This is a genomic window from Streptomyces sp. NPDC087787 (assembly GCF_044743035.1).
GTDB lineage: Bacteria > Actinomycetota > Actinomycetes > Streptomycetales > Streptomycetaceae > Streptomyces.
Genome location: NZ_JBIUVQ010000003.1, coordinates 345,287 through 358,550, shown reverse-complemented (window position 1 = coordinate 358,550; position 13,264 = coordinate 345,287). Strand labels below are relative to the sequence as shown.

Annotated in this window: 11 protein-coding genes; 6 read left to right on the top strand and 5 right to left on the bottom strand. The window is 72.4% G+C overall.

Translation table 11 applies throughout. The features are described from left to right. Positions 1-139 precede the first annotated feature (139 nt). The 3 genes from ACIOWN_RS07580 to ACIOWN_RS07570 form a co-directional block, all read right to left on the bottom strand. The gene (locus ACIOWN_RS07580; protein ID WP_401981018.1) at positions 140-1,399 is read right to left on the bottom strand and encodes a sensor histidine kinase; all 1,260 of its coding nucleotides are present in this window, start codon (positions 1,397-1,399) and stop codon (positions 140-142) included. 59 nt (positions 1,400-1,458) lie between these two features. After that, positions 1,459-2,208, bottom strand: a complete 750-nt coding sequence (gene cseB / locus ACIOWN_RS07575) for a two-component system response regulator CseB (RefSeq protein ID WP_401981015.1) — start codon at positions 2,206-2,208, stop codon at positions 1,459-1,461. 719 nt (positions 2,209-2,927) lie between these two features. Then, positions 2,928-3,656, bottom strand: a complete 729-nt coding sequence (locus tag ACIOWN_RS07570; protein ID WP_362349770.1) for a lysophospholipid acyltransferase family protein — start codon at positions 3,654-3,656, stop codon at positions 2,928-2,930. 263 nt (positions 3,657-3,919) lie between these two features. Between ACIOWN_RS07570 and ACIOWN_RS07565 the strand changes: the two genes are divergently transcribed. The 5 genes from ACIOWN_RS07565 (at position 3,920) to ACIOWN_RS07545 (ending at position 8,646) form a co-directional block, all read left to right on the top strand. Then, positions 3,920-4,315, top strand: a complete 396-nt coding sequence (locus ACIOWN_RS07565; RefSeq protein ID WP_398143517.1) for a TlpA family protein disulfide reductase — start codon at positions 3,920-3,922, stop codon at positions 4,313-4,315. A 229-nt stretch (positions 4,316-4,544) separates the two neighbouring features. Beyond that, complete coding sequence (locus ACIOWN_RS07560) at positions 4,545-5,063, top strand: flavin reductase family protein (protein WP_362349766.1); 519 nt, start codon at positions 4,545-4,547, stop codon at positions 5,061-5,063. A gap of 217 nt (positions 5,064-5,280) precedes the next feature. Next, positions 5,281-6,075 (top strand): electron transfer flavoprotein subunit beta/FixA family protein, encoded by a 795-nt coding sequence (locus ACIOWN_RS07555; protein ID WP_362349765.1) that lies wholly within the window; start codon positions 5,281-5,283, stop codon positions 6,073-6,075. 57 nt (positions 6,076-6,132) lie between these two features. Continuing rightward, a complete protein-coding gene (locus tag ACIOWN_RS07550) occupies positions 6,133-7,095 on the top strand; it encodes an electron transfer flavoprotein subunit alpha/FixB family protein (RefSeq protein WP_401981013.1) in 963 nt (320 codons plus the stop codon). A gap of 246 nt (positions 7,096-7,341) precedes the next feature. Continuing rightward, the gene (locus ACIOWN_RS07545; protein WP_401981011.1) at positions 7,342-8,646 is read left to right on the top strand and encodes a DUF6986 family protein; all 1,305 of its coding nucleotides are present in this window, start codon (positions 7,342-7,344) and stop codon (positions 8,644-8,646) included. A gap of 139 nt (positions 8,647-8,785) precedes the next feature. Here the strand turns inward: ACIOWN_RS07545 and ACIOWN_RS07540 are convergent, their stop codons facing one another. Further along, positions 8,786-9,856, bottom strand: coding sequence for a LacI family DNA-binding transcriptional regulator (locus ACIOWN_RS07540; protein ID WP_401981008.1), 1,071 nt, complete (start codon positions 9,854-9,856; stop codon positions 8,786-8,788). Between the two features lie 225 nt (positions 9,857-10,081). Between ACIOWN_RS07540 and ACIOWN_RS07535 the strand changes: the two genes are divergently transcribed. Next, positions 10,082-11,035, top strand: a complete 954-nt coding sequence (locus ACIOWN_RS07535; RefSeq protein WP_362349757.1) for an ROK family protein — start codon at positions 10,082-10,084, stop codon at positions 11,033-11,035. Positions 11,036-11,064: 29 nt separating this feature from the next. On the opposite strand, the gene ACIOWN_RS07530 is transcribed toward ACIOWN_RS07535, so the two are convergent. Further along, the gene (locus ACIOWN_RS07530; protein WP_401981005.1) at positions 11,065-13,101 is read right to left on the bottom strand and encodes an NPCBM/NEW2 domain-containing protein; all 2,037 of its coding nucleotides are present in this window, start codon (positions 13,099-13,101) and stop codon (positions 11,065-11,067) included. Positions 13,102-13,264 lie beyond the last annotated feature (163 nt).

Here is a 13,264-nt window from a genome sequence, read left to right as displayed (position 1 = left end):
CCCGGAACGTCGTCAGTTCAGGTGCGGGTGCCATCCTGTGAAGCGAATGTGTCGTCCTGAGGTAGGACAGACGTCGGGGCCGGCTCGGCTGTGCCGCGACGGCGCGTCAGCGGTACGTCCGTACGACGTCGACGGTGTGTCAGTCCGGTAGCGGCTCCGCAGCCGGACCGCGGGGAAGCCGTACGAGGGCCACGGCGCCCCCGCCGTCCGGGGCGTTGCCGAACGTCAGAGTGGCCCCGACGACATGCGCCTGCCCGAGCGCGATGGTCAGCCCGAGTCCATGTCCCTTACCGCGTTCACGGGCGCCCGTCCTGAACCGCTGAGGGCCGCCGTCCAGCAGCCCGGTGGGGAAGCCGGGCCCCCTGTCCCGTACGGTCACGCTGTGCACACCGGTGTCGGCGTCCACACCCACCGTGACCGTCACGGGCGGGTGGCCGTGCCGGTGCGCGTTGACGACGAGATTGGCGACGATGCGCTCCAGCCTGCGGGGATCGGTCCACACCCGTATGTCCGCCGGGTCCGCGGCGCCACCGACGAGCACCGTCGCCGGAACCGCGACCCGCTCCACGGCCTCCTCCAGCAGCGGCACCAGCGCGCAGTGCTGCAAGTCCGCGCGCTCCACGCCCGCGTCGAGCCGGGAGATCTCCAGCAGATCCTCCACCAGCGCGCACAGCGCGCGCACCCGGTCCCGCACATAGAGTTCCGCCTCACCGTCCGGGAGGAGTTCGGCGGCGGTGACCAACCCCATGAGCGGCGTGCGCAGTTCATGGGCGACATCCGCGGTGAAGCGCTGCTCGCTCCGCAATCGCGCCTGGAGCGAGGCCGCCATCGAGTCGACCGCACCGGAGATCTCGGCGATCTCGTCGAACGGGCGGGGCATCGCGGAGATCCGGGCGTCCAGATCACCGGCCGCTATCCGCCGGGCGGTGCCCGCGGCCGTACGCAGCCTGCGACTCATCTCCCCGGCGACGAGCCAGACGGGCGGCAGCACGACGACGACCGTCAACAGGCCCGCCCGCAGAATGGACGTGTTGAAGGCCTCCAGGTTGCCGAACGTGGTGCTCAACGAGTGCCGCACCGACAGGGTCCGCGTGCCGGCGGGGCGCGCGGCCCACATCGCGGGACCGTCGGGACCGTCCGCGTACTGAGTGCCCTGACGCCCCTGGCGCACCAGCACCCGCAGCTCCCCGGGCACCTCGGCCGCGTCCAGTTCGGCCCCGGTCCCGTCGACCAGACCCGTACGCGCGTAGGACACGGCGGCCCGGTCGAGCGTGAGCATGGCGATCGAGCGGGACTGCTCCAACTCGAAGGCGCGCGAGGCGCGATCGACCAGTACCTCAAGGACGACGACGGTCACACAGGTCGCCGCGGCCACCAGTCCCGCGATGCGCCACCGCAAGGACCGCGAGGGATACCAGGACCGGGCCGTCACGGAGGACGGCGGACGCCAAGGCACCGTCAGCGCCGCAGCTTGTACCCGAAGCCGCGTACGGTCTCGATCCGTTCGGCGTCGATCTTGGCACGCAGCCGCTTCACATGCAGGTCGACCACGCGCGTGTCACCGTCCCAGGCGTGGTCCCACACCTTTCTCAGCAGCGTCCTGCGCTCCAGCACGATGCCCGGTGACTCGGCGAACGCGAGCAGCAGTCTCAGTTCCGTGGGGGTCAGCGCCACGATCTCGCCCGCGCGCCGCACCTCCATTCCGGAGGTGTCGATGGTCAGGTTGCCGAAGGTGAGGACGGACCGGGCGTCCGCCCCGCTCTCGTCGCGAGCGGGCTCCCCGCGTGCGGGCTCCCCGAGCGGGGACGCGAAGGAGGCGCGGCGCAGCAGCGACCGTATGCGCGCGACGAGCACCGCGCTCTCGCACGGCTTGACCACATAGTCGTCCGCGCCCGCCTCCAGCCCGGAGATCATGTCCAGGTCGTCGCCGCGCGCCGTCACCACGAGGATCGGCGCGAGGCTGAACTCCCTTATTCTCCGGCACAGTCCGATACCGTCGAGCTCCGGAAGCATGAGGTCGAGCAGCAGCAGATCCGGGTGCGCGCTCCGGAAGAGCTCGAGACCGGTGAGGCCGTCGGCCGCGGTGGAGATGGTGAAGCCGTAGCGCTGGAGCGCGATGCGGAGTGTGTCCCGGATCACCGCGTCGTCCTCCACGAACAGGATGTGCGGACCGGCGGGCTCGTCGAGGAGGGCGGGGGTTGCGGTCATGGCGATGTCCTCGCTGTTCCGGTGAGGGACGGCAGGCCGCCGGCGAAGGGCGGAAGGGGCCCGGGCGCTCTGGACCGGAGGAGAAGGGCATCGGCACGGGACGGGCACCGCTCCGGCGGGCCGGCGGGAGGACGTTCGAGGATCGCCCCGTCCGGTTCCGGCGGGAACATGCCCGTCGGCTGCGGCAGGCCGGTCGGCGGCGGCGGATCCGCCGCCGCGCCCGCGTCCCGTACGCCGGTGTCGGACGCGTATCCGGCCACGGCCGCGCTCAGCACGATCGCCGCGACGGCCGTGATGGCCGTGATGGAAACGGCCCGGCCCAGGCACGGCAGCGACCGGCGGCGGCCGTCGCCTCTTCGAGGCCGCGCCGCGCCCGCGCGTGTGTGCACCAAGTGTGAGGAGCGCATTGAGCGGAGCCTAGCGGCGGCCGGCACCTCGGCCCCGGGGCCGAATAGCACAACCGGGATTAGGGGAAGCCGCAGTCATTCGGACCGGTGGTGAGCACATCGCGGCCGAGCGGTCCTGTCCTGCGACGGCCCGCAGAGGGGCCCCGACCGTATTGCGGCTGACGCCTGGACGGCAGGGCGGTCCGCTGTGCGTCGGTGTTCGTCTCGATCCGGGTCCGCAGGGTGACGGGCAGATCACGAGGACCGGTGTCGGTGAGCCGGCGGAGGAAGGTCCGGTCCGGCGCCCGTCCCGTCGGCGCTCCGGTCGCGGGGTCAGTGCGCCCCGGCCGTGCGGAGCTGTTCCGGGGTCGGGGCCGTGCCGCCGAGGTGGGCGGGCATCCACCAGGTGTCGTCGGCGGACCGGGGGCGGACCGGGTAGGCGCGCTGGGCGGCCTCAAGGAGCTCCTGGACGCGCTCGCGCAGCCGGCGGGTGAGGGCGCCCGCGTACAGCTCGCGGGAGGCCTCCATGGCCTCGCCCACCCGGATCGTGATCGGGATGTGGCTGCGCTTGAAGTTGCGCGGGTGACCCTTGGTCCACAGCCGCTGCGTGCCCCAGACGGCCATCGGGACCAGGGGGACGCCCGCCTCCTGGGCGAGGCGGGCCGCGCCCGACTTGAAGGCCTTCAGCGTGAACGACTGCGAGATCGTGGCCTCCGGGAACACCCCGACCACCTCACCGGACCTCAGCGAGTCCAGCGCGTGTGCGTACGCCGCCTCGCCGTTGGCGCGGTCCACCGGGATGTGCTTCATGCCGCGCATCAGGGGGCCGGAGATCCGGTGCCGGAAGACCGACTCCTTCGCCATGAAACGCACCAGGCGCTTCTGCGGGAGCGCCGCGAGCCCGTTGAAGACGAAGTCCAGATAGCTGATGTGATTGCTCACCAGCACGGCGCCGCCCGTGCCGGGAATGTTCTCCGACCCCTGGCAGTCGATCTTGAGGTCCCACGCCTTGAACATCGTGCGGGCGAGACCGATGACGGGGCGGTAGACGAGCTCTGCCATGAGCGGGACGGACCCTTCTCTCTGCCAGGGAAGGGCTCCCGGCGGAAGTTACGCTGCCGTAGGTTTACGGCCTGTCGCAGATCGTGCCCCAAGAACGGCGCGGGAGCCAGCCCACGTGCCCGTCCAACGCGAGATCCTCGTCACGTCACCCCTCGGATTCCGCCCGACGGCCCATCGTGGGCCCGCGGCACAGGCCTTGGAACCCCGTCGGGAACCCGTCCCGGGCGCCCGGGAATCTCCGTGCCCCCGGGCGCGCTGTACCGGTGGGCGCGGACGCTGGGGGGCGTCCGCGAAAGTATGGCAGGGCGCGGCGGAAGAACGGGAGTACAAGGGTGCCGGGACGGGACGAGGGCAGACGGCTCGGGTCGGCCGAACTCGGTGAGGACCTCGGCACGCGGGCCACGCTGGTGCAGTTCTCCAGCGCGTTCTGCGCTCCCTGCCGGGCGACCCGGCGGATCCTCGGCGAGGTGGCCGGCCTGGTCCCCGGGGTGGCGCACGTCGAGGTCGACGCGGAGGCCCGGCTCGACCTCGTGCGCGCGCTCGGGATCCTCAGGACGCCGACCGTGCTCGTGCTCGACGCGGACGGCCGGGTGGTGCGGCGGGCGGCCGGGCAGCCCCGCAAGGCGGACGTCATCGCGGCCCTGGGGGAGGCGTTGTGAGGTCGCCGTCCGGGGTGGTGAGGCCTCTGACCGCGGCGGCGGGAGGGCTCGTGGAGCCCGGGGCGTACTTGACTGTGCACGCCAACTATCGTGAGCCTGACCGCATGCCCTCGGAACTCCTCCTTCTCGGGCGGCCCCGCGTCGACCCAGCCCGCCCCACGAGCGCGCGCCGTCCGCACTGTTGAGCAGCCGCGGATCCCGCTCGTCCGACCAGCAGAAGGACGGCTCCATGACGGCCATGTCCGACCTGGGTGCCTCCGGCACCGTCCAGTTCGCCTCCCCACAGCTGCTGCGCTCCGTCTTCCGGCGGCACGCGGCGGGCGTCGCGGTGATCACCGCCCGGGGCGACGCCGGTCCGGTCGGCTTCACCGCCACGTCCCTCACCTCCGTCTCCGCGGAGCCGCCGATGCTCTCCTTCGGCATCGGAACCGGCGGTTCCAGCTGGCCGGCCATCGCCGCGACCGACCATGTCGGCGTCCACATACTCGGTGAGCACCAGGAGGAACTGGCCGCCACCTTCGCGCGCAGCGGCGCCGACCGCTTCGGCGCGCCGACGGCGTGGCGCGAGGGTCCCAAGGGGGTGCCCGTCCTCGACGGTGTGCTCGCCTGGCTGGTGTGCCGTGTCGTCACGCGGGTGCCGGCCGGGGACCACCGGATCGTGCTGGCCGAGGTCGTCCTGGGCGATCCCGCGGGCGCCGGTCGTCCGCTTCTCTACCACCGGGGCCGCTTCAGCGCGCTGCGTGATTGATCACCTCACCCCTCTCCTGCGAAGCCGTCGGGTTCCGGTTACGCTGCGTTGCGAAGGTCACAGTTCAAAGCGCTTGCTCAGCGGGCATGAACTGGGTGTACTGACGAGTAATATTCCGCTCGGAGCGCGTGGTCGCCCTGACCGGGATCGGCCGCTTCAGGCGCCTATGCTGCCTAGGAAGGCAGCCCAGAGAAGACGATGCAGTAGGAGAGCCGGCGTGAGCTTGAGGATCGTTGTCACTGTGAAGTACGTGCCCGACGCCACTGGCGACCGGCACTTCGCCGATGACCTGACCGTCGACCGGGACGACGTGGACGGTCTGCTCTCCGAGCTGGACGAGTACGCGGTCGAGCAGGCGCTGCGGATCGCGGAGAACTACGACGGGGACGACGACGCCGAGGTGACCGTTCTGACGGTGGGTCCGGAGGACGCCAAGGACGCGCTGCGCAAGGCGCTGTCGATGGGCGCCGACAAGGCGGTCCACGTCGAGGACGACGACCTGCACGGCACGGACGCCATCGGTACTTCGCTGGTGCTGGCCAAGGCGATCGAGAAGGCCGGCTACGACCTGGTGATCTCCGGCATGGCCTCCACCGACGGCTCCATGGGCGTGGTCCCGGCGCTGCTCGCCGAGCGTCTGGGTGTCCCCCAGGTGACGCTGCTGTCGGAGGTGTCGGTCGAGGACGGCACGGTGAAGGGCCGCCGGGACGGGGACGCGGCCTCGGAGCAGCTCGAGGCGTCGCTGCCCGCGGTGGTGTCCGTCACCGACCAGTCGGGCGAGGCCCGTTACCCGTCCTTCAAGGGCATCATGGCGGCCAAGAAGAAGCCGGTTCAGTCGTGGGACCTGTCCGACCTGGACATCGACGAGGACGAGGTCGGCCTGGAGGGTGCCTGGACGGCCGTGGACTCCGTGACGGAGCGTCCGGCCCGCACCGCGGGCACGATCGTCAAGGACGAGGGCGAGGGCGGCAAGCAGCTCGCCGCCTTCCTCGCGGGCCAGAAGTTCATCTGAGCCCGCTGGTTCCGCTGACCGCCCCTCACACTTCGCAAGCAGGAGAGAAGAAGTCCCATGGCTGAAGTCCTCGTGTACGTCGACCACGCAGGCGGTGCCGTCCGCAAGCCGACCCTGGAGCTGCTGACCCTGGCCCGCCGCATCGGCGAGCCGGTCGCCGTCGCCCTCGGCGCGGGTGCCGCCGACACCGCCGCGACGCTCGCCGAGCACGGCGCCGTGCGGGTCCTCACCCACGACGCGCCCGAGTACGCCGACTACCTGGTCGTGCCCAAGGTGGACGCCCTGCAGGCCGCCGTAGAGGCCGTCTCGCCGGCCGCCGTGCTGGTGCCGTCCTCCACCGAGGGCAAGGAGATCGCCGCGCGTCTGGCGCTGCGCATCGGTTCGGGCATCATCACCGACGCCGTCGACCTGGAGGTCGGCGACGAGGGCCCGGTGGCCACCCAGTCGGTGTTCGCCGCCTCGTACAGCACCAAGGCCCGTGTCTCCAAGGGCACCGCGGTCATCACCGTCAAGCCCAACAGCGCCGCCGTGGAGGCCGCCCCGGCCGCCGGTGCGGTCGAGGCGCTGAGCGTGACGTTCTCGGCCCAGGCGACCGGCACGAAGATCACCGGCCGGACGCCGCGTGAGTCGACGGGCCGCCCCGAGCTGACCGAGGCCGCCATCGTGGTCTCCGGCGGCCGTGGCGTGAACGGCGCGGAGAACTTCGCGGTCATCGAGGCGCTCGCCGACTCCCTCGGCGCGGCCGTGGGTGCCTCGCGTGCCGCCGTCGACGCCGGCTGGTACCCGCACACCAGCCAGGTCGGCCAGACCGGCAAGTCCGTGTCCCCGCAGCTCTACATCGCCAACGGCATCTCCGGCGCGATCCAGCACCGTGCCGGTATGCAGACCTCGAAGACGATCGTCGCGGTCAACAAGGACCCCGAGGCCCCGATCTTCGACCTGGTCGACTACGGCGTCGTCGGCGACCTGTTCGAGGTCGTCCCGCAGCTCACCGAGGAGATCAAGACCCGCAAGGGCTGATCCTCCGGCGTACGACCGAGGCCCCCGTGCCCCGCCCTCTCCGGGCGGGACGCGGGGGCCTCGGCTCGTCCTGGCACAACCCCGCTCGGCCCCGGCGGGTGATCCCGTCCTCCCGCGCGCCAGGATGAGATGAGAGGCGTGGGCGGTCGTGCGGAAGGAAGACGGTGTTGACCCACGGGAAGATCCGCGGATAACTTCGTAGTGCGGATTATGGATTCCGGTAAGCGGAAAATGGGAGGGTGCGGGATGGGCCAGGGCCAGCAGGAGAACGTGGCGACGAGCCTCGCGGGCGCCGTCAGCGAGGAGATCAACGCCTCCCTCGCGCCGGTCGACGCCGAACTGGAGCGCCTTTACCCGGGCGATCCCGGCACCCGCCAGCCCGTGCACACCGTCTACGTGCCCGGCGACGTCTTCGAGGCCGGCACCATCCGCTCCTGGGGCGACCGGGCGCTCGCCGCGCTCGACGAACACGCCCCGGACGCGGCCTCCTTCGCCGCCGTCCTCGGCCTGAGCGACGAACTGGCCGTCCCCGTGTACGACCGCGTCCGCGCCAAGCTGGAGCGGGAGCCGATCGAGGACCTGCGGATCGACTTCGAGGACGGGTACGGCCCCCGGCCCGACGCGGAGGAGGACGAGGCGGCCGCCCGCGCGGCCGGGCTGGTCGCCGAGGCGTACCGGAACGGGACGGCGGCCCCGTACATGGGCATCCGCATGAAGTGCTTCGAGGCGGCGGTCCGCGACCGGAGCATCCGCACCCTCGACATCTTCCTCACCGGCCTGATGGAGGCCGGGGGCTTGCCCGGCGGGCTGGTCCTGACCCTGCCGAAGGTGACCTATCCCGAGCAGGTCACCGCCATGGCCCGGCTGCTGGAGGCCTTCGAGAAGGCCCATGGGCTGGCACCCGGACGCCTCGGCTTCGAGATCCAGATCGAGACCAGCCAGTCCATCCTCGCCGCCGACGGCACCGTCACGGTCGCCCGGATGATCCAGGCCGCCGAGGGTCGTGCCACCGGACTGCACTACGGCACCTTCGACTACAGCGCCTGCCTCGGTGTCTCCGCCGCCTACCAGGCCAGCGACCACCCGGCCGCCGACTACGCCAAGGCCGTGATGCAGGTCGCCGCCGCGGGCACGGGCGTGCGCGTCTCGGACGGCTCCACCAACGTCCTGCCGGTCGGCCCGGCCGAGAAGGTGCACGACGCCTGGCGGCTGCACTTCGGCCTCACCCGCCGTGCCCTGGCCCGCGCCTACTACCAGGGCTGGGACATGCACCCCGGCCACATCCCCACGCGGTACGCGGCCGTGTTCGCCTTCTACCGCGAGGGCTTCGAGCAGGCGGCGGCCCGTCTCGCCCGCTACGTCAGCCGAGCCGGCGGCGACGTCATGGACGAGCCCGCCACCGCCAAGGCGCTCAGCGGCTACCTGCTGCGCGGCCTGGACTGCGGCGCCCTCGACTCCGCCGAGGTCGCCGAGCGCACCGGCCTGACCCGCGCCGGCCTCGAGTCCTTCGCGGCCCCTCGCCGCGGCGACCTGACCGCGTCGGCGCAGTAGCCGGACGGCACGGCACACGGGCGGGGGCGTGACCCCGGGGCTCCGTACCCGTGGTCACGCCCCTGTGCTTCCGGCTCGCGCCACGGCCGCGTGCCGGACCCGGCCCGCGTGGCGCGGGACGCCCGCCGGGCGTTGGGCGTCAGGCCGGCGGGGGCAGTTCGCCCGAGCCTCGGGTGATCAGGCGGGTCGGGAGTTCGATGCGCTCCGGGGCGAGGAGAGAGCCGTCCAGCTGGCGGAAGAGGCGCTCGGCGGCGGTTCGGCCGAGGGCCGCCGAGTCCTGGGCGACGACGGTGACTCCCGGCTGGAGCAGATCGGCCAGTTCGATGTCGTCGAAGCCGACGAGGGCGACCCGCCGCGCCTGCTCGGCCAGTACGCGGATCACGGTGACGGTCACCCGGTTGTTGCCCGCGAAGACCGCGGTGACCGGGTCGGGCCCGGACAGCATGGTCTCCGTGGCCCGGCGCACCCGCTCCGGGTCCGTGACGCCCAGCGACATCCAGGAGTCCTCGACCGGTATGCCCGCGTCCTCCATCGCCGCCCGGTAGCCGCGCAGGCGCTCGGCGGCCGTGTGGATACGGGGCATGTCGCCGATGAACCCGATCCGGCGGTGGCCGTGGGCGATCAGGTGGGCGACACCGTCGCGGGCGCCGCCGTAGTTGTCCGACAGCACGACGTCGGCGTCGATGTTCCCGGCCGGGCGGTCCACGAACACGGTCGCGACGCCCGCCTTGAGCTCGGGCTCCAGATAGCGGTGGTCGTCACCGGCCGGGATCACCACCAGCCCGTCCACCCGCCGTGCGCACAGCGCCAGCGCGAGTTCCTGTTCGCGCTCCGGGTCCTCCGCGCTGGATCCGTTGATGAGGAGGGCGCCGTGCGCGCGGGCGACCTCCTCCACCGAGCGGCTCAGCGGCCCGTAGAACGGGTCGGCGAGGTCTTCCAGGATCAGCCCCACGCTCGCCGTACGGCCCTTGCGCAGCACCCGCGCGCTGTCGTTGCGGCGGAAGCCCAGGGCCGCGATGGCGTCCTGCACGCGCCGCTCCGTGTCCGGGGTGACCCCGGGCTCGCCGTTGACCACGCGGGAGACGGTCTTCAGGCCGACGCCCGCGCGTGCCGCCACGTCCTTCATGGTCGGACGGCTTCCGTAGCGGTTCCCGGACGCGCGGTCCGGGCGGTCTGCGGGGCGGTCTGCTCGACGGGCGGTCTCGGGCACGGTGCGGCGTCCTGTCCTGTCGTCCACGGGGACGAATCGCGTCCACGGGGATGCGTCGGTCCATGGGTTCGTATGAGGATGTGGCGTCGAGCATAGAACCTGGACAACGTTGTCATACGCACGAGAGACTGTCCATCGAACACTCCGGCCCGCGCCGCCCCACGGCGATACCGGACCGCGCCCACCTCTTGGTTTTCTCATGGTTGACGGGGAGATCTGACTCTGATGCACACCGACCTCGTGGCCGCGCTGGACATCGGCGGCACCAAGATCGCCGGAGCGCTGGTGGACGGCCGCGGCGGCATCCTGGTGCGCGCGCAGCGGCCGACGCCCGCGCAGGAGGACGGCGACACCGTGATGCGGGCCGTGGAGGAGGTGCTCGGCGAGCTGGGCGCCTCGCCGCTGTGGGGGCGTGCCACGGCCCTGGGTATCGGCAGCGCGGGCCCGGTCGACGCCTCCGCGGGCACGGTCAGCCCCGTCAACGTGCCCGGCTGGCGGGACTACCCGCTGGTCGAGCGGGCCCGCGCCGCCACCGGCGGCCTGCACGTGGAGCTGATCGGCGACGGCGTGGCCATCACGGCGGCCGAGCACTGGCAGGGCGCCGCCCGGGGACACGACAACGCGCTGTGCATGGTCGTCTCCACGGGTGTCGGCGGCGGACTGGTCCTCAACGGGCGGCTCCACCCGGGCCCGACCGGCAACTCCGGGCACATCGGCCACATCAGCGTCGACCTCGACGGCGACCCGTGCCCGTGCGGTTCGCGCGGCTGCGTGGAGCGCCTCGCGAGCGGCCCGAACATCGCCCGCCGGGCCCTGGCCCAGGGCTGGCGCCCGGGCCCCGACGGCGACACCTCGGCCGCCGCGGTGGCCGCCGCCGCCCGCGCCGGGGACCCGGTCGCCATGGCCTCCTTCGCCCGCGCCGCCCGCGCCCTGGCCGCGGGCATCGCCGCCACCGCGACCCTGGTCGAGATCGACATCGCGGTGATCGGCGGGGGAGTGGCCAAGGCGGGGGACGTGCTCCTCGCCCCACTGCGCCGGGCCCTGACAGACTACGCCACCCTCTCCTTCGTACGGCGTCTGAAGGTCGCCCCGGCCCAGACCGGCACGGACGCCGGCCTGGTGGGAGCGGCGGCGGCAGCGCTCGCGGCGCGGACGGACGTCACGGCGGCCGGGGTCTGAGGCGGCGGCCGCCGCCCCGTGACCGCGGCTCAGCACACCAGGCGGGCGTCCGCCCAGTCCGCGTGGTCGGAGTCGATGCCGTCGCCGCCGTCCGTGACGACGAGGCGGACCACCTGGGCGCCGGAGACGTCCGCCGACAGCGGCCGGGCGCCCATCGCGTTGGTGAGCACTCCGGTGGCGGCTGCCTTCCGGCCGTCCGCCCAGATCTCGAACGCCACCGTGCCCCTGCCGTCCTTCTCGTCGTCGACGCCGACGTCCGCGGTGACCGTCCGGCACGACGCGCCCGTGTAGAACTCGACGGCGCTGTCCGCGTGGACGCCGAGCCCCTTGGCGTACACCACCCCGCCGAGGGTGATCGGATGACCGTCGCCTGCTGCGCTCTCCCCGTTGCTGGTGTCGCGCTCCACCGGGCCGTAGCCGTTGGCGGCCGACAGCCAGGGGAGGTCGCTGAGGTGCGACGTCCCCGCGGGTGGCCGCACCACCACGCCGGCGGCGAAGGCCAGCGCGCCCTCGACGCGCACGCCGCCGGGGGAGCGGTGGCTCGTCCTGAGCGTCAGGTCGTATGAACCCGTCGGTGTTCCGGCCGGTGCGCTGACCGTCCAGCGGGTGCGCAGCGCCTTCCCCGTCGGGACGGCCGGGGCCCGCACCGCGGACTCGGGCCGTACCGTCCAGCCCGCGGGGCCGGTCAGGGACACGGCGACCCGCGTGGCCGGCGTACGGCCCAGGTCGGTCACGGTCGTGGTGAGCGTCGCCGGCCGACCCGCCTCCAGCAACAGGCTGCCGTCCAGGCCGAGTTCGACGGCGGGCGGGTTCGCGGCCCAGTCGCGGTCGGGCTGGACCCGGACGAGGACGGTGCCGTGGGCCGGAACGGTCGCCGAGATCGTGCCCGCGGTGTTGTAGGAGCGGTGCTCCCACAGGTCGCGCAGGGTGTAGGCGGCGGCGCCGGGCAGGCCCACGGCCCGCGCGGTAGTGGCGATGCGCTGCGGGCTGCCGGTCTCGTTGAACAGGGCGACGGCGCGGCTGCCGTCCTTCATCTCCTTGGCCACCACCCAGCGCCCGTCCTCGGAGGAGACGACGGCACCCTGCCGGCCCAGCGGGTCCTGGTCGACGGCGATGACCTCCCGGTTGCCCAGGATGTCGAGGGTCGCCTCGGATGCCTTGCGCAGGTCCGAGCCGATGAGGAGGGGCGCGGCCATCACGGACCACATCGAGAAGTGGGTGCGGTACTCGGTGTCCGTCATGCCGCCGTTGCCGACCTCCAGCATGTCGGGGTCGTTCCAGTGGCCCTGACCGGCGTACGGGGCGAGTGGCAGGTTCTGCTTCAGGATCGACAGCATCGAGCCCCAGTTGTCGCTGATGTCGTCGGTGGTGCGCCACAAGTGCCCTATGCCGGCGGCCCATTCCCAGGGCTTGTTCTGGCCCCATTCGCAGATGCTGTACACGATGGGCCGACCGGTCGCCTTCAGCGCGTCCCGCATGGTGGTGTACCGGAGCCTGGCGTCCACGCCCTGGTTGTTGCAGTTGTCGTACTTGAGGTAGTCCACGCCCCAGTCGGCGAACTGCTGGGCGTCGCTGTACTCGTGGCCGAGCGCGCCGGGGAAGCCTGCGTTGTTGCACGTCTTGGTGCCGGCGCTGGTGTAGATGCCCAGCTTGAGTCCCTTGGAGTGCACGTAGTCGGCGACGGCTCCGATGCCGCCCGGGAATCTGACCGGGTCGGCTACGAGCCTGCCGTTCGCGTCGCGGGCGGGCAGGGCCCAGCAGTCGTCGAGGTTGACGTACTGGTACCCGGCGTCCTTCAGGCCCTTGGTGACGAAGAGGTCGGCGATGCCCTTGACCATGGACTCGTCGAACTCGGCACGGCAGTTCGTGGAGTTCCAGTTGTTGAAGCCCATCGGAGGGGTGAGGGCGAGTCCGTCGGCCCGCGTGGGCGTGACGGAGGCTCGGGCGGAGGTCGCCGGGGCGGGCGCGGCGACGGCGGGGACTGCGAGTTCCGTGGCGCACAGCAGTCCTGCGGCCAGGGCCCCGACCACGGTGCGGCGGGCGGTGCGCGTGTGCGGGTGACGCATGAGAACGCTCCTCCGGACTCGCGAAAGTTGAGATGACGTCATGTCCGCGTCATCAGTGCGCGGTTATGGTAGGACGTGTTCAACTCTGTTGGAAGGGGGGCCGTAACGGTTGTTTGAGGCGCAATGTCCTGTGCGGCGCAGCCGCCGGAGCGGGCATGGGCTC